Annotated in this window: 13 protein-coding genes; 8 read left to right on the plus strand and 5 right to left on the minus strand. The window is 38.4% G+C overall.

The genetic code is table 11. The features are described from left to right. The 5 genes from HHU12_RS24715 to HHU12_RS24735 all read right to left on the minus strand — a co-directional run. The coding region (locus HHU12_RS24715; RefSeq protein ID WP_169656597.1) for a transposase at positions 1-479 on the minus strand (479 nt) is incomplete at its 3' end. A gap of 97 nt (positions 480-576) precedes the next feature. Next, positions 577-2,130 carry a sulfatase family protein gene (locus HHU12_RS24720; RefSeq protein WP_169659414.1) on the minus strand — a complete coding sequence of 518 codons (1,554 nt, stop codon included), beginning with the start codon at positions 2,128-2,130 and terminating at the stop codon, positions 577-579. A gap of 80 nt (positions 2,131-2,210) precedes the next feature. Then, positions 2,211-3,935 (minus strand): hypothetical protein, encoded by a 1,725-nt coding sequence (locus tag HHU12_RS24725; RefSeq protein ID WP_169659415.1) that lies wholly within the window; start codon positions 3,933-3,935, stop codon positions 2,211-2,213. Between the two features lie 27 nt (positions 3,936-3,962). Then, positions 3,963-5,540, minus strand: a complete 1,578-nt coding sequence (locus tag HHU12_RS24730; RefSeq protein ID WP_169659416.1) for a RagB/SusD family nutrient uptake outer membrane protein — start codon at positions 5,538-5,540, stop codon at positions 3,963-3,965. Between the two features lie 71 nt (positions 5,541-5,611). Beyond that, positions 5,612-8,653: a SusC/RagA family TonB-linked outer membrane protein gene (locus HHU12_RS24735; RefSeq protein ID WP_169659417.1), complete on the minus strand. Its 3,042-nt coding sequence runs from the start codon at positions 8,651-8,653 to the stop codon at positions 5,612-5,614. Positions 8,654-9,257: 604 nt separating this feature from the next. Here HHU12_RS24735 and HHU12_RS24740 point away from each other — a divergent pair. The 8 genes from HHU12_RS24740 to HHU12_RS24775 all read left to right on the plus strand — a co-directional run bounded on the left by HHU12_RS24740 (position 9,258) and on the right by HHU12_RS24775 (position 21,382). Further along, a complete protein-coding gene (locus HHU12_RS24740; protein WP_169659418.1) occupies positions 9,258-10,289 on the plus strand; it encodes a nucleoside hydrolase-like domain-containing protein in 1,032 nt (343 codons plus the stop codon). Positions 10,290-10,313: 24 nt separating this feature from the next. Then, entirely contained in the window at positions 10,314-11,444 is a 1,131-nt protein-coding gene (locus tag HHU12_RS24745) for a glycoside hydrolase family 26 protein (protein WP_169659419.1), read from the plus strand. Positions 11,445-11,458: 14 nt separating this feature from the next. Continuing rightward, on the plus strand, positions 11,459-13,342 hold the full coding sequence (locus HHU12_RS24750) for a sodium:solute symporter family protein (protein WP_169659420.1): 1,884 nt from the start codon (positions 11,459-11,461) through the stop codon (positions 13,340-13,342). Positions 13,343-13,563: 221 nt separating this feature from the next. Then, positions 13,564-14,772 carry a glycoside hydrolase family 130 protein gene (locus HHU12_RS24755; RefSeq protein ID WP_169659421.1) on the plus strand — a complete coding sequence of 403 codons (1,209 nt, stop codon included), beginning with the start codon at positions 13,564-13,566 and terminating at the stop codon, positions 14,770-14,772. 116 nt (positions 14,773-14,888) lie between these two features. Next, on the plus strand, positions 14,889-16,097 hold the full coding sequence (locus HHU12_RS24760; RefSeq protein WP_169659422.1) for an AGE family epimerase/isomerase: 1,209 nt from the start codon (positions 14,889-14,891) through the stop codon (positions 16,095-16,097). 210 nt (positions 16,098-16,307) lie between these two features. Beyond that, complete coding sequence (locus tag HHU12_RS24765) at positions 16,308-17,645, plus strand: glycoside hydrolase 5 family protein (RefSeq protein ID WP_169659423.1); 1,338 nt, start codon at positions 16,308-16,310, stop codon at positions 17,643-17,645. A gap of 2 nt (positions 17,646-17,647) precedes the next feature. Further along, positions 17,648-19,429 carry an arylsulfatase gene (locus HHU12_RS24770; protein ID WP_169659424.1) on the plus strand — a complete coding sequence of 594 codons (1,782 nt, stop codon included), beginning with the start codon at positions 17,648-17,650 and terminating at the stop codon, positions 19,427-19,429. A gap of 219 nt (positions 19,430-19,648) precedes the next feature. Continuing rightward, the gene (locus HHU12_RS24775; RefSeq protein ID WP_169659425.1) at positions 19,649-21,382 is read left to right on the plus strand and encodes a DUF4493 domain-containing protein; all 1,734 of its coding nucleotides are present in this window, start codon (positions 19,649-19,651) and stop codon (positions 21,380-21,382) included. Positions 21,383-21,384 lie beyond the last annotated feature (2 nt).

Here is a 21,384-nt window from a genome sequence, read left to right on the forward strand (position 1 = left end):
TTGACAAGCTTTTTATCTCCTTTGGCTCTACCTTGACTGCCAGCGTCATACCCACCTACAGCAAACTCATCGACCTCAACATACCCCTTCAAAGGATGCTGTAAACTACTTTGCATAGCATATTGCACTTTACGTCTGAAATTTAAACAGCTTTGATAACTCAAGGACAGTTTCTCACTTAAAGTTAAAGTGGACATGCCTTTCTTATCACAACTAACTTTAAATATGAATTCAAAAGCAGTTAGAATTGAAAATTTCAGCTTATGAAATAGGGTATGAGCCGTAACAGACTCATCATATTTACACTTTTGACAACGTCTGGAATGTAACTTTTTACCTTTCATATATTTTGTATGTTCACATTTCCTACATTTGTAATGATCACTCCACTTTAGTGTCGATAAATATTCAAGACAATCTTCTTCTTTTTGAAATGTTGAATAAAATGTTCTATCGTCAAAACCTTCAAAATTGATCATAATACATCTGGTTGTTTGGTTACTTTTACACTAATGTAAATCAGTTAACCGTAACAGAAGTACGTTTTACTATTTAGGGCGATCTAAGTTTAGATACCTAATTATTTATAATTTGTTCATTAAACTCACCAAAAGGATGAGGGAATGTAGATATTGTTTGTCTCATATATCCTTTTAGTTCATTCAACTTTGCTTTGAATTGTGGATCGTTTGCTAGATTATTCTGTTCTTTAGGATCTATAAGAATATTATAGAGTTGATTGTCATCGTAATATCCCGGAAATATAGCTTGTGCTCCATATCTGTCTGCCTCTTGTTTTCCCTCAATAGTGAATTCTTTTCTATTCTGCTCATTTATTTTTTCTACTGTAGCTTTAGGAAACCGAGTTGCTAAATATTCGAATTCTTTTGTAATTATCGCTCTTTGATATACAACCTCACTATATAAAAATTTACGTTCTGGAACCTCACCTTTAGTCATTAATGGCATAAGATCAATACCATCTATGTGATAGTCTTTTGGTTTTTTAATTCCTATTGCTGATAAAATCGTTGGAACAAAGTCAATTTGTGAGGTTAATTCATTTGTGACTTGTCCTGCTTTAATTTTAGCTGGCCATGAAATAGCGGCAGGAACTTTAGCTGCTGATGTATAGCAAGTCATTTTACCTGTAACACCATGGTCACTGGCAAAAATGATAATAGTATTTTCGGTTAGATTTAAGCTATCTAATTTTTTGTAAATAGCTCCAATTCCTTCATCTAACCATTTGATGACGGCATAATCTTTAGAAAAACCTGATTGTATAGTTTGTTCTATTAGATGTTTTCTAGATGGAAAGTAAAGACCATCTAAAGGTTTTTGTAGATATCCCTTAGGAGTTAATCTAGAATCAGATTCCATAGAATGTACTGGGCTTGGTACATGAGGTATTGTTGTATTAAATGATAGGAAAAAGGGTTTATCTTTAAATCTATCGATAAATTCTAAACCGCCTTTAGTGATCCATTCTTGATTATGTTCTTGTGCATGGGAAGGTAATCCTAAAGCATGAAGATTATTCCCATATACACTTTTTACGTAATCGTACCCACCAGCTTTTTTGATGAATTTGACTTGTTCGTTGTATATTTTATTAACTGAATCAGCAGTAGCAGGATTATTTAATTGATCATTGAGATTCATGTCTTCGTAGGGACTATTTGCTTGAGGTTGACCATTATGCCATTTTCCTACAAAACCTGTTGTATAGCCATGATTTTTTAAAAGATGTGCAATCGTTTTTTCACCATTTTCTTCTAAATCACCATTCCAACGAATGAAGATAGGATCATCAAGGGGAAAATCACGAATATATGTTTTACATCTAGACGCATATCTTCCTGTTTGCTGTCCATATCGAGATGGAGTGCAAACAGGTGCAGAGACATAAGTATTATTTAGTTTGATACCCGTATTAACAATTCGGTCCATATTTGGAGTAGACATGTCGCATCCAAAAGCACTCATTTGATTAAGCTCCATATCATCAACATAAATCATAATAATGTTAGGTTTAACATCTTGATTTAGCTCATGTTGAAATTGAGATGAAGATTTACATCCAATTAATGTCCCTACAACTAATAGACATAATATTACTTTTTTCATTTTTAAGGATTTTTTGGAATTTAAAAAAGGCTGATCCTCCAAAGAGAATCAGCCTCACACTTTTTAAAGAAACGAATCGTCTAAAACATTGGTCCGTCAGTGATCATGATACCGTCAACGTTTACTTCGTAACGCTCACCGTCAATATTACCTGTAGAGAAACCAATAGCGATGTAGTCTAAAGTACCCGTGAAGTCTGGTTTATCAGCGTCACCGCCCCAGTTGCTCCATGCTAAAGTACTCATACGGAAAGTGTAAAGTTTCCATTCACCGTTAGTTTCTACGAAGTAGTTTTCAGTGTCAATGTTTCCACCAAATTTTGTGTCATTTTGGAAGATTTCGAATTGAAGGTTACCCTTAGCGTCACCAGTATTTACCCAGAATGAAAGGTGTGGATCAGTAACTCCAGAAAGGTCTAGGTTATTGGAGTTATCCATTTTTAAAGCACCTGTCCAGTTCCAGCCAGTAGCACCGTTTAAGTGTACGTTCAAGTAGTGATCACCAGTGATAGCGTTCATGCTGCCACCATCGATGCTGTGCGTAGCTCCTCCACCGTTATCGTCCCAGATGTAAGTAGCTGTCTCAAAACCTTCAAGTTCTTTCGCAACAACAACAGGACCGTCAGTAATCATCACATTGTCGAGGTTTAATATGTAAGGGTTTGCACCATTACCTTGTTTGTATGATAGTTTAACAAAGTCTAAAGTACCTTTAATATCTACTTTATCTAATCCGCCACCCCAGTCAGAAAGCTCAAGGTCTTTAAGACTTACAGTCACCCATTGCCATTCGTTGTTCGTTGCACGGAATACATAATTGTCTCCATCGTTACCAGTATTGCTAGCTTTGAAATCAGCACCGTTATCGTTTCCATTTTGCCCAATTTGTAATTGGAAGTACCCTTGAGAAGACTCAGAGTTGATTTGGAAACTTAAGTGAGGATCTGTGAAAGTAACCAAGTCGATTGGTGTGTCGTAGTACAGTTGTCCCATCCAAGAAGTCCAGCCGTCACCGTCTGCTTTTCTTACTGTTAAGTAGTGATCACCTCTACCTTTTGAGATACCGTTACCAGCATCCAATCCGTTTTCAGGAGTAACATCACCTGGCTCATAAGGGTTCACACCGTCTTCGAAGTCAAATAAAACTACAGGCTCTACTGGATCGAAGAACTCACCTGCGTCTTCTACTGAAATAGAACCTGATTCAGGTACATTAGAGTCAGCATTATAAGTAGAAACTTTGATTGTTACCTCGTCCGGTAATTGGCTTGGTGCCAAAACATTGATTTGTGATGGATTAGCTTTTGAACCATCTACCTCAATTTTCTGGCCTGCAATCTCTACTTCGTAAATTAAGTCTACGTTGGTTCCTTTGATGGCGAACACCTGACCTCTTGTAATGAAAGTAGGGTATTCTACATTTTCAGTCAATGGATATACAGGCTCATATTCGTTGTCAGAAAGCACTTCCTGTCTGTAAGCATTTACAACTCTTAGCTGAGCTTGATCAAAGATTCTTGGCAGGGTAGCTTTGATTGTATCTTCAGTAGCGCTGACTGTAATTTCAGAACAAGGCATATCGCCTAAATATACTTTTGCGTTTTTGAAGTTTTCACCCAAAATCACAAACGGTTCACCAATTACAGTAGGATTTTGAAGATTAGTCTCAGCAATTTTTGGTTGAGGATAGACAATATCATTTGATTGACTGTACTCTTTTTGACTTGTACAAGAGTTCATTCCGCATACCATTCCGAAGAATGCTATGCCTAATGAAACCTTTTGTATATTATTTTTAATATTCATGATAAATAATCTCTTTAAGTAAGCGAATTAATACCCAGGGTTTTGAGTTAAACCAAATGAAGCAACTTCACCTGCTGGAATTGGAAGAACAGGAACACCGTCTAATAATTTTGAGTTCATATTCCCTACCACATTTGCACCTGTAGTACCTTCTCTGTAGCCAATGTTGTCTTTTTGGATTGCCGTAGCATATTGACCAGTTCTAAGAAGATCCCAGAAACGTAAGCCTTCCAATGCAAGCTCAACTCTACGTTCGTGGTGGATAGCACTTAATAAATCCGTACCTGAGGCCGTAACTTCAGGAAGAGCACCAGCATTGTCTCTTGAATCATAACCGTTAGAACCTTCTGACCATCCTTTAGGGTAAGTCATGTTTCTTGCTCTATCACGTACTTCGTTTACTCTCTGACGTGCAATCCCTTCGTTGCCTAAGTAGTAAGCCGCTTCAGCATTCATTAAAAGAACATCAGCATATCTGAATTTTCTTTGGTTCTGAGGGTTGTCTGATTGCTCATTTGGACGTAAAGCAGCGTCCATTAGCATTTTTCTTGGGAAGTAACCCGAAAGGAATTGTGACTCTGCCACACCTTGAGCGATACCGTGAGCAAACTGTCCATTTTGACCAGCTGTCCATTCTAAACGAGGATCATTTTCTTCAAACTCGTCTACTAAATCTTGAGTTGGGTTCAAGAAACCCCATCCCCATCCTTTGATGTCTGCAGTACCTCTTGGTGCCGTTAAGATAGGAGAAGTAGAACCAGTGTTTTGATTTGCCCAACCTGTATTTGAAGTTGTATGTTGTACTTCGAAGATAGAACCAGAAGTATTTTCACCGTCTTTTTCAAATACTTGAGCAAGGTTTGAAGCTAACGTATATTGACCTGAAGTGATCACTGCATTTGTCAAGTCATAAACCTCTTGCCAAGTATGATCATTTGATTTCCAGATACCAATGTCATACATAATTACTCTAGCGTGGTAAGCTTGAGCGGCACCTGAAGTAGCTCTACCAAGGTCCATTTCAGATCTGTTGCCTAAGTAATCAGCCGCCATTTTTAAATCTGCTTCGATTTGAGCAATCACCTCTTTTACTGGAGTTCTGCCCACTGTTCCGATTTGATCTGGAGAAACAGGCTCTGTAAATAATGGCACTGGACCGAATAAACGAACAAGGTAGAAATAACTGTAAGCTCTGATAAATAAAGCTTCGCCCACCATTTGATCTCTTAATTCCTCATCAAAACTTGTGGCAGGGCTGATACCTTTGATCGCTGTGTTTGCTCTGTGAATCGCTTGGTAGTATGTTTTCCAAGCAGAGTGTGAAGGACCGTTGATATTTACTGCATTCCATTCTTTCAACATCTGAACGTCTTGCATATCACCGAAGTCAGAACCGCCTTTCCAAGAGTTATCTGTCATTACTTCACCAAACATCCATTCTTGCATGTGGGCTACCACACCTTGATCTTGAGCAATGGCCTGGTAACAAGCATTTACGGCCATTTGTGCGTTTTCTGGATCATCATAGTATACTGGCGTATCTACGGCTTGTCCTTGAGGGTCGCGCTCTAGGAAGCTGGCACAACTATTTGCGAGGGTTAGCATACCGCAGCATGCTAATATATTTATAATGTTTTTGAATTTCATTTCCTTTCTACTTTTTGAGTTTCAGATGATTAAAAAGTAACATTCAAGCCTAAAGAGTAAGTAGTTGATTGTGGATAGTTACCAATATCAATACCTTGAGCTAGTGGATCACCATAGTGGTCAGGAACCTCAGGATCATAACCGCTGTAGTTTGTTAGCGTGAATAAGTTGTCAACAGAAGCATAGATTCTGAAACGTTGTAAATGCAACTTCTCACATAAGTTATTGCTAAATGAATAACCCAACTGTACGTTTTGTAATCTTAAGTAAGACGCATCCTCCACGTATCTGTCTGAGAATCTACGGTTGTTGTTTGGATCACCTGATACCACTCTTGGCATAGTACCGTTAGGGTTGTTTTCAGGGTGGAAACGGTTATCGTAGTAGTTCTTCGTTTGGTTTTTCTGAGCATTTGAATCTTCGATCCAGAACTTCTGAATGTTAGCTGCTTCATTACCATAAGAACCTGTGAAGAATAAGTTCATATCAAATCCTTTGTACTCTAAACCAATGTTGAATGATCCAGTGAATGTAGGAATTGCAGAACCTAAGTTCGTTTTATCATCATCATCAATTACACCGTCACCGTTCATATCTACAAATCTAACATCACCGACACCAGCATTAGGTTGTAATGGATTACCTTCAGCATCTACGTGAGCGTCTAATTCTTCTTGAGATCTGAAAATTCCGTCAGTTTTGAAACCGTAGAAGTAAGCGATTTCTTGACCTTCTTCTGTTCTAGTTGTATATCCTAATTTGTCAATATATCCCCCATCAATGAATCCTGTTTCACCAAGGTTAGTGATTTTGTTGTCGATTACTGCGATGTTTGCACCAATGTTCCATTTTACTTCGTGTTCTACATTTCTGTAGTTGATTGCAAATTCGAAACCTTTGTTTTGCATAGTACCTACGTTCACGTTTGGTGAGTTGGCACCTACATAGTCAGGAACTGGCTGTGGAACAACCATGTCTTTAGTATCTTTGATGAAGTACTCTGCGCTGATTGTAAGTTGGTCATTGAAGAAACCAGCATCGATACCTACGTTGGCCATTTGAGCAGACTCCCATCTTAAGTCAGGGTTAGAAAGTGTTGTAGGAGTTCTACCTTCTACTACTTGTCCATCTATTACATATCTTAAGTTATTTGTTACTGTAGAAAGGTAATCATTGTTTCCTGCTGAAGACTGGTTACCTACTTCACCCCATCCAGCTCTCAATTTCAATTGAGTAACGGCATCTGATGTTTGTAAGAAGTTCTCTTCTTTGATGTTCCAACCTGCAGAGAATGATGGGAAGAAGCCCCAACGATTTCCGTCAGCAAATTTCGAAGAACCATCCGCTCTAAATGTAGCTGTCAATAAGTATTTGTTTTGGTAGCTATAGTTAGCACGAGCGAAGTAAGACATTAATGAGTTCGCACCTTGAGATGAAGTAGCGAAATAATCAGAACCTTTTGCAGCTCCTAAGTATCTCATATTTTCATTGAAAGGAACGTCATAACCAGTTGCTGTGATATTGTTATAGCTGAATGCTTGCATCTCCATACCAATCATACCACCGATTGAGTGATCACCAAATGTTTTCGAGTAGTTCGCATAGTTAGACCAAACCCAGTCAAACTTGTTGTTTCTATTCTCATCCAATTGTGAAGTCATTCTTTGCTCTTCGTTTGAAACGAAGAATTCTGGTAAATAAAGCTTTTGCTGTTGGTTTCTGTAATCTACACCGAAGTTGGAAGTAAGCGTTAAATCTTTAGTTGCTTTAGCATTTAAAGAGAAGTTACCTACAATTCTGTTATCCCAAGAACGTTTGTACTGTTCGTGCTCCGCCATTCTAGCAGGGTTGCTGTTATATGCCCAAGTAGGACGAGCGAAAGAACCATCAGGATTATGAACCGGTGTGATAGGATCAGCCCAAAGTGACTGAGTAAGTGGACTTGAATAAATATCATTCAAGTTCGTTAAAGAGTAATTAGCGTGCGTATAGGCAATGTTTTGTCCAAAGTTTAACCAATCATTGAATTTGTGAGTATTGTTGAATTTCACGAAGAATTTCTCCAAGTCAGTACCTTTTAAGATTCCTTCATCCTTTACATAAGAAGTAGAGAAGTTGAACTGATTTTTCTCAGAACCACCGTTAATACCAAAGTTGTAGTTTTGGAAAGAACCTTGTCTTAATAATTCATCTTGCCAGTCAGTACCTTTATAGTTACCATTGGCTACATACGTAAGTTGTTCAAATTCGTCAGAGCCTTCAGCAAATCTGTTGGCTTCCAATCCCAACTGAGCATACTCAGAAGCATTGGCCATTTCAATTCTGTTAGAAGCTTGCTTAATACCTGTTTGAGCATTAAACGTATAAGTAATTTTGTCTTGTACTTTACCTTTTTTAGTGGCGATCAAGATAACACCATTGGCACCTCTTGAACCATACACTGCCGTAGCAGATGCATCTTTTAATACTTCCATCGACTCAATGTCTTGAGGAGCGATGTGAGAGATATCTTGCATCGGGAAACCGTCAACAACATATAAAGGATCAGAGTTGTTGATTGTGCCGATACCCCTTACTCTTACTTTAGAACCCGATGCAGGGTTTCCAGAGTTGGTTACTTGCACACCTGGTACACGACCTTGTAATGCTTTGTTTACATCTTCTGTTGCAATAACAGTTAGTTCATCGGTTTTCACCGTAGATACTGACCCAGTTACATCACTTTTCTTAGCAGTACCGTAACCAATAACTACCACTTCGTCCAATTCTTCTAAATCAACTTCCATTTTGACGTTGATTTCAGATTGTGAACCTACTGTGATTGTTTGCTTCTTGTATCCTATAGAGGAGAAAAGTAATACTGTATCATCTGATTTAATACTAAGTTTAAATTGACCATCAAAATCTGTAATTGTTCCAATTGCTGTTCCTTGAATAGTGACATTTACTCCTGGAAGAGGACTGTCTGTTTCATCTGTAATGCTACCTTGTATTGTTCTGTCTTGTGCGTGTGCACTTATTGAAAATGTAATAGCGATGAACAGCAGAAAAAAATTTTTTAAGATCTGCATGACTATTTTCTTATTGTTTAGTTGTTATTCAATCTAAAAGAGTTTAGCTGAACATGAATAAATAATAACCGCGGCGTTATGATTACAAATGTAGGGTGGACACTAATTAATCAGAGGTTGATTTTTGACAAATAAGCGTTGAAAAAAATATTTTTTCATCACCCGTTAATTTTCAAATAGGTAAAAAAATGACTTTTGTGTTAAAAAATTACCCCTAAAACGACTGCATTAACAAAACGACGGGGCAAGCGAATTTACGGATGTGATTTGATGTGCCAAAAGATCATGTCCTGATTTGGTTTTTCATTCGTGGGAGTTGTATTCATTTCATTAATTTTGATAAAAAAGACCTTTTTTAGAGATTAAAATAACATCCTAAAGATACATTTTTATGTCAGAATAATACTCATCAATCTTTGTTTTTATATACATTACGTATGTTTTTGATGAAAAAATACCTAAATGATGAAATGTGGAATAGTGACGATAATCTCAATGTCATCATCTAATTTAAAAATCTCCATAACGTTCATTAACCCTATCAAGTACATTTGAATCATAATCATTAATAAATGAAAGGCAATCACATTTGACTATGGAAAAAATGTACACATATATACTGATAATTTTATCTTATATCTTCTTGCAGGGGTGTACCACTGTAGAGCAGAAGAAGGAAGTCAGTGTGCAGTCCATTCCAAATGTTATTATCACTACAGATATCAATAATGAATCATTTTCTACTACTGATGAGCATGCCTTAATTTATTTATTATGGCATCTAAATAATGTTAGACTTCAATCAGTAGTCATGGAAGAATTTAACAGTTACGGAGAAGAGAAATTAAAAAACATCTTAAATTGTTATGCTGAAGATTTCAATAATCCTTCTAATTCTTTCCAGAAAAATAACTTTCCAGCACCTAACGATCTACACCACCTTATAGTAAAAGGAGGGGATGCTGGAACGAAGAAGATCATTCATCTTTCGAGACAAAATAAAGAAACACCACTTTATGTTTTGGTGATGGGAAGCATGAAACCTGTAAAAGAAGCATTATTTCTTGCTCCAGACATTGCCAATAATATAAGAGTGATTTCAGTGGGGACTGGCATCAAACCTCCCAATGAGGATGTTTGTGGCAACCTGAACTGGAACGGGTGGGGAAGAACAGAAGTCTACGAAAGATTTACAGACTTGTGGTGGATTGAGAACGACTGGGCATTCAAAGGGATGTCTGAAGGAGAAGAGCCAACCGCATTTTACAACAATGTCATTAACTATGGCGCCTTGGGAAATTATTTGACCAAGAGCAAAATACAAACAATAAACCTGGAGGAAGCTATTCCTATCATGTTTTTGATCGATGCCAAAATCAATGTGAATCACCCTGAGTTTGGGGGCTGGACCGGAAATTACATCAAGCCTTTTCCGGTGGAAAGACCAAACTACTGGGTAGACAGAGCAAAGACGAAAAAGTGGAATTATCGAAAACCATGCAACTCCTGGGAGTTGGCCCATCAGGTTTTAGAGGAACGGAAAGTGAACATTATCCACAGGAGAACTGAAATGTTTTCTTCCCTCTTATCTAAACTCAACAAACTTTATTCTCCTAACAATAAGGAGAACAGTTAAAGCATTTTTTTAAATAGTATAATAATGAAAAAGATTTTACTTACTTCTTTACTATTTTGTTTCTTCTCTATTGGGTCTAACGCTACCAATACGAATGAGGATCCAAAACTAAATGACAAGAAGGCCACGCAACCGACAATTGAGCTATACCAGCAATTAAATCGCGTTTCTCAAAATGGTCAAACAATCTTTGGACATCAGGATGATCTAGCCTATGGCTATCATTGGTGGGGAGACAACTCAGATGTGAAACAAGTAACTGGTGACTATCCTGGACTTTACGGTTGGGATATGGGCAAAATCGGAAATGAAAAGAATTTAGATGGTGTTGCTTTTGAGGACATCAAAAAATATATCAGAGAAGCTTATGCTCGTGGTGGTGTTACAACATTGAGCTGGCACATGATCAACCTTAAAGAACAAACAAGTTCTTGGGATACGACAAGAGTGGTACATGAGATGTTGAAAGGTGGAAAATACCACAAAGATTTTATTCAGAAGCTTGACTTATTTGCTGATTTTGTCAATGACTTGGAAGTGAATGGCGAAAAGATTCCATTACTTTTCAGACCTTGGCACGAACACAATGGCTCATGGTTCTGGTGGGGAGGCAAGAATGTTTCTATTGAAGATTATAAAGCCCTTTGGCAATTTACAGTAAAATATTTAAGAGATAAAAAGAAAATCCATCACCTGATTTATGTATACTCAACAGATGCTTTCCAAACAAAGGAAGAGTACTTGGAAAGATTCCCAGGCGATGAATATGTAGATATTTTAGGTTTTGATGATTACGGTGCCTTCAGATCTTATGCTGATGAGGCAAGAGAGCAATGGATTATCAATGAATTAGAAATTGTAGCAAAACTTGCAGATGAAAAAGGTAAAATCTGTGCTTTCACCGAATCAGGTTTAGAGGCAGTGACAGACGATACTTTCTTTACACAGAAATTACTTCCAAAATTAAATCACAATGAGTGGACGAAAAAGGCGGCTTATGTGATGCTTTGGAGAAACGCCAACTATCAAAAAGAGCAGAGAGACCACTTCTATGTACCTTACAAAGGACACTCTTCTGCCAAAGACTTTATCCAATTTACTGAAGACCCTAGCATCTTACTGGAGTCTGACCTAATGAAAGTGAAAGAGAATTAATCAACGAACTCATTATGCAACTCGAAACCTTAGATCTGATCATTATTGGGCTTTATCTGCTGTCAACAGTAGTGATCGGTATTTACCTTAAAAAACAAGCCTCCAAAAACATGGAATCGTATTTCCTTGGGGGCAACTCTTTACCATGGTACATGTTGGGCTTGTCCAACGCTTCCGGAATGTTTGATATTTCGGGAACAATGTGGATGGTGTACTTGTGCTTTGTTTATGGACTGAAAAGTGTATGGATACCATGGTTATGGCCAGCTTTCAATCAGATTTTCTTAATGATTTATTTATCAATCTGGTTGAGAAGATCCAACGTACTGACAGGTGCTGAATGGATTAGAACTCGTTTTGGTGACGGTACCGGAGGAAAACTATCTCATATGGTAGTGGTGTTCTTCGCTATCTTAAGTTGCCTTGGTTTCTTGTCTTACGGCTTTATTGGAATTGGTAAGTTCATCGAAATCTTCATTCCATGGTCATATGTAGGTCAGTTTATGCCATTTGAGCTAACTGCAGAGCAAGTACCTTACGCTTACGGTATCTTGTTTACAACCATCGCTACTTTTTATGTAGTAATGGGCGGTATGTTGTCTATCGTTTGGACAGACGTAATGCAGTTTGGAATCATGACTGTTTCCGCATTAGTGATTGGCGGTATTGCAATGTACCAAGTAGATGCAGAAACATTGATGGGCATGGTGCCAGAAGGATGGGATTCGCCATTGTTCAATTATGACTTAAATATGGACTGGTCGGCTTACATTCCTTCCGTAAATGAAAAAATGGAAAGTGACGGCTTCACACCTTTCTCTATCTTCTTTATGATGATGTTGTTCAAAGGATTCTTCGCATCGATGGCAGGGCCAGCACCTAACTTTGATATGCAGAAAATCTTATCTACAAAATCACCAAAAGAAGCGGCTAAAATGAGTGGTTTTGTATCAGCGGTAATGTTCTTGCCAAGATACTTGATGATCGGTGGTTTCACGATTTTAGCAGTGGTTTATTTCAGTGGAGACATCAATCAAGCAGGCAGTGGTTTTGATTTTGAAAACATCTTGCCAATGGCCATTAAGGAATTCGTTCCATCAGGTTTAATGGGCTTATTATTAGCCGGTTTATTGGCCGCATTTATGTCCACTTTTGCCTCAACGGTCAACGCTGCGCCAGCTTATTTAGTAAACGATATTTATTTAAGATACATTAATCCTGATGCGAGTGGTAAACTGCAAATGAGAGCAAGTTATATCATCTCTGCAGCGGTAGTAGTGATCAGTACCATCATTGGTTTATATGTTGAAAATATCAACTCCGTATTACAGTGGATCGTATCAGCACTTTACGGTGGATATATCGCTGCCAACTTCCTGAAATGGCACTGGTGGAGATTCAACGGTCACGGCTTCTTCTGGGGAATGGCCGCAGGTATTGCCGCTTCAATGGTCTTCCCGTTAGTTTTCAAAGAGACCTTGGAACTGTATTATTTCCCACTTCTTTTTGCGGTGTCAATGATCGGTTCAGTAGCCGGCACATTGCTGACAAAACCTACAGAAGAGAAGACGTTGATGAATTTCTACAAAACTGTAAGACCTTGGGGATTCTGGGGGCCAATCAAACGTAAAGTGATGGCGAAAGATCCAAACTTCGAAGGAAATAAAGATTTCAAAAAAGATATGTTCAATGTAGTGATCGGTATCGTTTGGCAATCAACGCTGACATTACTTCCACTTTACATTGTGATCAAAGAAGAAATGGGCATCCTTTCAACAGCAGCGGTGCTCATTATCACCACGCTTATTCTGAAGAAAAACTGGTACGATAAGTTGCCAGAGGAACCTCAGAAAGTGCCTGACAGCATTGAAGATAAGGAACTTGTAGAAGTGAATTAGATGAACAATCAAAAGGTAAATGTTTCAAGTGTTAAGCGTTAGCGTCACTTGGAACTATACATTGGCGAAGTCTCCTGACTTCGAATATCATGACTTATTATTATGTATTTCGAAGTCGGGAGACTTCGCCAATGCCCATCACAAGTGACGCCTAACGGCTTAACACTTGCGATATAAAAATTTACATACAAAAGAGACAAAAAGAAATAAAGAATAATACAATGAACTTTAAAGAGCAATTAACCGGACTTATTGAAAAACAGGAAGCATTATTAAGCAAAAAAAATCAGCCTTCTGATGCATACAATGGTATTTTCACTAAATACGAAAACCCTATACTTACAGCAGACCATACCCCATTATATTGGAGATTCGACCTAAATGAAGCCTCAAACCCTCACCTTCAAGAGCGTATAGGAATGAACGCTACGTTCAATGCAGGAGCCATTCGTTTCAATGGTAAATACGTGTTGATGGTGAGAGTGGAAGGGGTAGACAGAAAGTCTTTCTTTGCTGTAGCTGAAAGTGAAAATGGTATTGACAATTTCCGTTTTTGGGATAAGCCTGTATTAATGCCAGAAACAGAAGAGCCAGATACAAACGTATATGATATGCGTCTAACACAGCACGAAGACGGATGGATCTATGGTATTTTCTGTACAGAAAGAAAAGATCCTAACGCACCTGCAGGTGACACTTCATCGGCAGTAGCGGCGGCAGGTATTGTTCGTACAAAAGACTTGGTAAACTTTGAACGTCTTCCTGATTTGATTTCTTACTCAGGTCAGCAAAGAAACGTGGTATTACACCCTGAATTTGTAGACGGGAAATATGCATTATATACAAGACCACAAGACGGCTTTATTGATACAGGTTCAGGCGGAGGAATCGCTTGGGGATTGACAGACTCAATGGAGAAAGCGGAAGTGAAAGAGGAAAGAGTGATTGAGCCGAAAATCTATCACACGATCAAAGAAGTGAAAAACGGTCAAGGTCCAGCGCCAATCAAAACTTCAGAAGGTTGGTTGCACCTGGCACACGGTGTAAGAAACACTGCGGCAGGTCTTCGTTATGTATTGTATATGTTCATGACTTCATTAGAAGATCCTACAAAAGTAACGCACCGTCCAGCAGGTCATTTTATTGCACCGCTTGGAGAGGAAAGAGTAGGTGATGTATCTAACGTAGCTTTTGCTAACGGTTGGATTGCAGATGAGAATGGAGAAGTGAAAATCTACTACGCATCATCTGATACAAGAATGCATGTAGCAACATCAACAATTGATCAACTGGTTGATTACTGTAAAAATACGCCAGAAGATGGATACCGTTCTGTGACTTCGGTTCAGACTATTCATGATATGGTAGACAAGAATGAAAGAATGATAGATGAACTTGGAATTGTAATTCCGAATAGAGAAACAGTTTAATAAGATAATTACTAAAGGGTATGCTTTAGTAATTATTTAGTAGAGAGTAATAAAGAGGGGAGAGATACAATGACTCTTCCTTCTTTCCTCAAACATTCATTTAATTTTTTGGGAAGATGATAGATTCATTCAAAACAGCATTACAGAAAGAACTTACAGACGGTATTTTAAAATATTGGGCTGAGGAAACCATTGATCATAAAAATGGAGGTTTTTACGGTCAGATTTCTTATGACAATAAAGTCAATGAAACAGCCGACAAAGGGGCAATTATGCATGCCAGAATTTTATGGACTTTTGCAGCTGCTTACCGTCAGTTAGGAGATAAAAAATACTTGGAAGTTTGTGATCATGCTTATGAATATATCAAAGCACATTTCCTGGATAAGGAAAATGGCGGAGTCTACTGGATGGTCGATTATTTGGGTGAAAAAGTAGATGGCAAAAAGCAAATCTATGCTAATGCTTTTGTAATTTACGCCTTTTCAGAATATGCAATGGCGAAAAGTGTGATTGAACCATTGGAATTAGCCATGGATATTTTCCAGGAAATTGAAGAGCATTCTTTTGATCAGGAATTGAACGGTTATTTTGAAGCATACACTGAAGAGTGGGTGTTGATGGAAGATTTACGATTGAGTGAAAAAGACAAGAACGAAAAGAAAACAAACAATACACACTTACATATTTTAGAAGCCTATACCACATTATACATCGCCACAAAAAATCAAAAAGTAGGACAGCAGTTACGCAACTTGATTGAATTGTTTTTAGACACAATTCTCGATTCAGAGACCTATCACTTCAAACTTTTCTTTGATGAAAGATGGACACTGAAATCAGATGAAATCAGTTACGGTCATGACATTGAAGGCGCTTGGTTGATTCAAGAAGCGGCAGTGGCTTTAGGTGATGAAGCACTTTTAGCAAAAGTAAAAGATGTAGCGGTAAAAATTGCAGAAGTGACGCTGGCAGAGGGAATTGCGGAAGATGGAGCAATTGTCAATGAAGGAGATCCTTCAGGAATTACAGATACAGACAGACATTGGTGGCCACAGATTGAAGCAATGGTTGGATTCATCAATGCTTATGAAAACTCAGACGACGAGGTGTACTTAAAGGCGGCGCATCGTCTTTGGGAATACACTGAAGCCCATTTGATCAATAAGGAATTTGGAGAATGGTGGTGGAGAGTGGACGAAAACAACGTTCCTAATTTGGAAGAAGATAAAGTAGGTCCTTGGAAAGCCCCTTACCATAATGGCAGGGCGTGTATAGAAGGGATCAAACGCTTTGAGAAAATACAATTAGCACAGACAACATAGAATACTAAAAAGGTAGAAGGGTAAATGTTCGTGCACCATGACTGAAGTCATGGGCTAGTGATACAAACTCCAACAACACTAAAGTGATGTTTTCGTCTTCAATCTTCAAGACTTTAGTCTTGATTAGGTTGAATTATCACTTATCCATAGTTTTAACTATGGTGTACAAACCACTTTCCCTCTTCCCTTTAAATAATAAACATGAATGAAATGAAAAGATTAAATACACTATTACTATTCGTGCTCTTGTTTGCGGTATCATGTGTAAAGCAAACCAAGGAGCAAGGCAACTCAGCTAAAAACAACTTTGTGACCATAGAAAACGGGGCCTTAATGTTGAACGGTCAGCCTTACTATTTTATGGGTGCCAATTATTGGTACGGTATGAATATCGGTATGGAAAAACTGGGTGACCGTCAGCGTTTGATCAAAGAATTGGATCAAATGAAGGCCATGGGAATTACGAACTTGAGAATCTTGGCTTCATCAGAAGGAGATGAAAATCAAGCATTTCAAGTACACCCAACAATGCAGTCTGCTCCAGGTAAATACAACAGAGAAGTATTGGAGGGATTGGACTTTTTCTTAAGTGAAATGGGAAAAAGAGATATGAAAGCAGTGATGGTATTGAACAACTTCTGGACTTGGTCAGGAGGTATGCCTCAGTACTTACAGTGGGCTGGAAAAGGAGAAGTGCCTTATCCGCAGATCTCTAACGAATGGAATAAATTTACGGATTATTCAAAACAGTTTTATGCTAATGAAAAAGCATCAAAAATGTTTGAAGAGCACTTAAAAGTATTGATTACAAGAACCAACTCAGTGTCTGGATTAAAATACACTGAAGACCCTACAATCATGTCATGGCAATTGGCCAATGAACCGAGGGGTTACAGTGAAGTGGAAGAGTATCATCAATGGATTGCTAAGACTTCAGCATTGATCAAATCACTAGATCCAAACCACTTGGTTTCACTAGGTTCTGAAGGAGATTCTCCAGGACCTGATGCGGGAATCAATTTATTGAAAGATGGTGATGTGAAAGATATTGATTATGTAACAATTCACATTTGGGCCCAGAACTGGGGATGGTATGATCCTGCTAAACCAGAAGAGAAATTTGAAGACACAAAAAAGCAAGTGAGAGAATATTTATACAAGCATGTTGAAGATGCTAAAACGCTAGGAAAGCCCTCGGTTTTAGAAGAGTTTGGTATTGCTCGTGACAATGATGATTACTCACCAACTGCCACTACGGTGTGGAGAGATAAATATTACAGTTTTGTGTTTGATGAAGTCTACAAGTTAGCCAAAGAAAAAGCACCAATTTACGGTATGAATTTCTGGGCTTATTCAGGAGAAGGAAGACCGCCAAGACCAAAAGAGTTCTGGAAGAAGGGAGACAATTTCTTAGGAGACCCTCCACATGAACCACAAGGCTGGTATGGGGTGTATGACAAGGATCAATCTACGATTCAGGTGATACAAGATTATGCAAAGAAAATGAATGGATTAACATCAAAAGTAGTTGCTGATAACGCTCAATAATCATGATGAAATCCATTAAAAATAAAATGAGTGTTTTGTGTGGAATGTTGCTCATACTCCTCCCGAAGGTGTATGGGCAATCATCAACAACTTCACCTAACGTCGTTGTGATTCTGACAGATGACCAAGGTTGGGGAGATTTTTCTCACACAGGCAATCAATACCTATCTACACCTCACTTTGATCAAATGGCAAGTGAAAGTGCTGTGCTGAATCGCTTTTATGTAAGCCCGGTTTGTGCACCCACTCGAGCGAGTGTTTTGACGGGTAGATACCATCTCAGAACAGGCGTTTCTTTTGTTACAAGAGGAAGAGAAAATATGAGAGCGGAAGAGGTGACATTGGCGGAAGCGTTTAAAACGTCAGGGTATATAACAGGCTGTTTCGGCAAATGGCACAACGGAGCACATTACCCGGAAAATCCTCAAGGACAAGGTTTTGATACCTTCTTAGGTTTTACTTCTGGCCACTGGAGTAATTACTTTGATACCTCATTGGAATACAATGGAGAAATGGTGGAAACAAAAGGCTATATCACGGATGTTTTGACAGATTCAACTTTAGCTTTTATTGACAGAAATAAAGAAAAACCATTTTTCGCATTCGTCCCTCTTAATGCTCCTCACACGCCATACCAAGTAGGTGATGAGTATTATGATTTGTATAAAGACATTGATTTCGGTTACGGAGAAAAGCAAAACAAAAAGATTGCAACGATCTACGGAATGTGTAAAAACATTGATGATAATGTAGGTAGAATTCGTCAGTACCTAAAGGATAACAAACTGGAAGAGAACACAATTTTAGTTTTCTTATCCGATAATGGCCCTCAAGGTGACCGTTATAATGGTCCTTGGAGAGGAGGAAAAACATCGGTACATGAAGGTGGTTCTTTGGTGCCATGTACATTGCAGTGGAAAGGAAAAATCAAAGCAGATCAGAAAGAAGCTTTAACGGCTCATATCGATTTAATGCCGACTCTTTTAGGTTTGGCAGGGGTTGAAAAGCCAACAGACGTGCAGTTTGATGGGGTAGATTTGAGTGCTTATTTATTAGAAAATAAAGCACCTGAATCAAGAAAGCTTTATACTCATATGACGGGTTTTGAGATCACAGCGGAAAGAGGTGCAGTGAGAGAAGGTGATTTTAGATATACAACAGAATACGGTAAAACAGGCTTATATAATTTAACAGAAGATCCTTCTCAAAAGCATGATTTGCAATCTCAGTTTCCTGATAAAGCAAAAGAAATGAAGGAAGCTTTTGAGGCTTGGTATGCTGATGTTACTGCGGCAGGTTTTGCAGATTTAAGAATTCCGATGGGGTATAAAGAAAGTGCAAGAGTAGTATTGGCAGTGCATGAAAGTACAGGCAAAGGTGATTTGAAATTCAAAGCCAATGTCAACGGTTGGGCACACGATTGGTTTTTAGTCAATGGAGATGCTACGATTGAATGGCCTATTGAAATTGTAGCTCCATCTACTTTCAAACTGTCCTTGAAATACGCAGGACAGGCAGTAAAAGGGGATGTGGTAGAAGTGATTTTCGGAGATCAAATCATCAAAAAGAAAATCAAGAAAGACTTTTTACCAACGGCTCTTCCTACTCCAGACAGAGTGATGCGTGAGCAAGAGGCAAAAGAGCAAACTTGGGGTGTGCTGGAATTGGGAGAAATAACATTGCCTGCAAACACAATGAAACAATGTACTTTGAAAATCCACAAAAAAGGAAAGGGGACATTGGAAGTGAAGGAGATTGTGAGCAGGAGATTAGATTCTTTATAAAACTATCGATGTTTCAAGTGGTAAGCGTTAGCATCACTTGCGACATTATAAAAATTGAGGAGGATTTTCCTGACTTCGAAAAAGTTTAATGGTATATACAATTCGAAGTCAGGAGACCTCATCAAAACTGAATTACATGTTACTGGTTGTATTCAGAAAAAGCGATGAAAATTGCTCTCGGAAAAGAAAAATGCAAGCATGAAAATGCGACTTTTTAATATGAATAATAGAAAAATTACAATTCAATTTTTGATTATGGAACGTAAAATGATTACTAGCTTTTTATTACTACTCGTAGGGTTGATGAGCTGTTCTTCGGACGATACGCCTTCAGACCCCGTAGCCCAGAATGGCAATCTGTCATTGGCGGTGACTATTAATGAAGATGTGGAAGAGAAAACTTCTTTCAGACAACAGAATGAAGGAAGTGGAATTAAAATTAATATTGTTGACGCAGAAGGGAAGACAGTGGTTTCTTATGCTTCTATTGAGGCTGTACCTGAAGAAATAGAGTTGCCGGCAGGTGTTTATAAGGCCAAAGGTGAGAGCAATTCTACCGCTCAATTTGGTTTTGAAGATCCCCAATACGGTGGCTCATCAGAAGACTTCTCTATTCAGTCAGAAAAATTAACGACTTCAAGTTTAGAGTGTAAACTACAAAATGCGAAAGTGACTGTGGGGTATTCTGATGTTGTGAAAAATCAATTCGGAACGTATTCTTCAGTTGTGAAATCGTCATTGGGACAATTAGCATTTTCACAAACAGAAACAAGAGCAGGTTATTTCAGAGCAAGTGGTAATCTTACTGTAACGGCTACAATTGGTGAAGGAGATAGTCAGCTGACTTCAGAAATAACACTTACTTCTATACAGCCTACAACACATTACGCTGTGACTGTTGATGTAGAACAAGGAAGCGGAAAATTAGTAATTTCTGTAGATGAAACAATTTTAGCAGGTGGTGATAAAGGTATCGTAATCACTCCAATTGAAGGAGAAACACGTCCATCTTATAACACTTCGATTGGTTTCTTTACAAAAGACGGAAAATTATATGATGCCAACGGAATGGAGTTTATTGCGAGAGGCGTAAACAACGGTCATTTCTGGTTTGACAGTGGCAATAGAAATACAGCAATTAAAGGTTTGACACCAATAGCAGCCTATCATTCAAATACTGTAAGAATGGTATGGCAGACAAATTATGTGCCTTCTCAATGGAACAATGTGGCGGAAACGACACAGTTGAGAAAAATGATCAATACAGCCATCGACAAAGGAATGGTGCCGATGATCGAACTGCATGATGTGACAGGTGATGAAAGCAAAGAGAACTTACTGAAAATGGCGGAGTACTTTGTAAGACCTGATATTTTGGGTGTGATGAAAGAATATGAAAGTATTTTGATGATCAATATTGCTAACGAGTGGAGTGGAAAAACAACAACGTATAGAGATGCTTACAAAGAGGCGGTAACAATGATGCGTGAGGCTGGTTTGAAGCACACAATTGTAATTGATGGCAGTGGATGGGGACAAGACATGACGACGATTTTTGATTACGGTCAAGAAATTATTGACAACGATCCGCAGAAAAATATCCTTTTCTCTGTGCACATGTATCAAAGCTACAGAAACGAAACAACGATTACTTCTAATCTAGAAAAAGCGGTGGAAATGAAGTTGCCTCTGATTGTGGGTGAATTTGGTTTCCAACACGGAGGTACTCCTGAAAACCCAATTCAAATTCCATACAAGCATATTCTTGCAGAGTGTGAGCGTTTGGGTATTGGTTGGTACGCTTGGTCATGGAAAGGAAACTCTGGCGGAGTTGAGTACTTAGACTTGTCTGTAGACTGGGAAGGAACGGAGTTGACGGACTGGGGTAAAGGCATTGTCAACGATGTCAACGGTTTAGAAAATACAGCAAAAAAAGTTTCAGTAATTAAATAATT

The organism is Flammeovirga aprica JL-4 (genome assembly GCF_012844305.1).
GTDB classification, from domain to species: Bacteria; Bacteroidota; Bacteroidia; order Cytophagales; family Flammeovirgaceae; genus Flammeovirga; species Flammeovirga aprica.